This is a genomic window from Paraburkholderia sp. EG304 (genome assembly GCF_046543485.1).
In the GTDB taxonomy this organism is placed as follows: Bacteria; Pseudomonadota; Gammaproteobacteria; order Burkholderiales; family Burkholderiaceae; genus Paraburkholderia; species Paraburkholderia youngii.
Genome location: NZ_JBKGUA010000214.1, coordinates 1 through 1,388, shown reverse-complemented (window position 1 = coordinate 1,388; position 1,388 = coordinate 1). Strand labels below are relative to the sequence as shown.

At 57.9% G+C, this 1,388-nt stretch carries 1 protein-coding gene; it reads left to right on the top strand.

Annotated elements, in window-relative coordinates:
- The first annotated feature begins 68 nt into the window (after positions 1 to 68).
- Entirely contained in the window at positions 69 to 1,094 is a 1,026-nt protein-coding gene (locus tag ACLFKU_RS43430) for an IS110 family transposase (RefSeq protein WP_410853355.1), read from the top strand.
- Positions 1,095 to 1,388 lie beyond the last annotated feature (294 nt).

Sequence of the window (1,388 nt, the reverse complement as noted above, 5' to 3'; positions counted from 1 at the left end):
CTGTAATGGGATGGTCACCCCCTCCCCGCAGCAGGGGTACTCTGCCGGGATTCCTTGGGAGATCTGCCATGCAAAACGTCACATTGGTCGGTATTGATCTGGGTAAGCACGCTTTTCACCTTCATGGTCAGGATGCGGCGGGTAAAGCGGTGTTTCGCAGAAAGTTATCGCGCAAGCAACTGATTGAGTTCTTCGCCACGCTCCATCCATGCACGATAGTCATGGAGGCGTGTGCTGGTGCGCACTGCATGGCACGCAAGATCGCCGAACTCGGGCACGAGGCAAAGCTGATCTCGCCGCAGTTCGTACGCCCGTTCGTGAAGAGCAACAAGAACGATTTCGTCGATGCCGAGGCAATCTGCGAAGCAGCTTCCCGACCGTCAATGCGCTTCGTAACGCCGAAGACTGTATCGCAGCAGACACTGTCTGCCCTGCACCGGGTACGCGACTCACTCGTTCGGGACAAGGTTTGCACGACCAATCAGATGCATGGATTCCTGCTTGAATTCGGCGTCACGCTACCTGTCGGCAATGCCGTTGTCAGGCGCCTGCCCGCGTTGCTGGCCGAGCACTCCCTCCCGCCACGTCTCGTCGCGATTCTTGAGCGCCTGCATGCGCATTTCAAATATCTTTCGGAGCAGATTGGCGAGATCGAGAAGGAGCTCAACCGGCAGCTTGCGGATGACGCTATAGCCCAGCGACTGCTTACCATTCCGGGAGTTGGACCGATTACCGCAAGCTTACTTGCCTCAGAACTCGGCGATGGAAAGCAGTATCGATGCGGCCGCGACTTTGCCGCTGCCGTCGGACTGGTCCCCCGCCAGTACAGTACGGGAGGCCGGTCGAACCTGTTGGGAATTTCCAAGCGGGGGGACAAGAACATTCGCCGGTTGCTCGTCCAGTGTGCCCGTGCCTTCATGCTGCATCTGAACAGGCACACGGGCAAGATGGCCGACTGGGTGCGCTCAATGCTCGCGCGACGACACTCAAACGTAGTGGCCTGTGCGCTCGCTAACAAGTTCGCGCGAATAGCCTGGGCCATTGCGAGTCGCGACGCTGTATTCGACCCATGCACGCGAAGCGCCCCTCGATGAGCCACCTCCCGCCGAACTGCTTTACCGAAGTCGATCCACCTGGTTTTGCGATTGCTGAATACTGATGACGTGAACGGCAAACCGGCCTGACGGAAACCCTGAGAGGTTAACCAGCTTCTGAAGCTGCCCCTGTTATCAGGACCATCAGGCGCGATTCTCATCGAGGCGCGACGGCTCATCCCGCTCTGACGCCGGATAGATTTACGCAAACCCAACGCGCCAAAAAATTCAGCATTGCAAAAACGGGGGTGACCATAGATTAACCTCGGTCGTTGTGACAAGTGGATCGAGGAG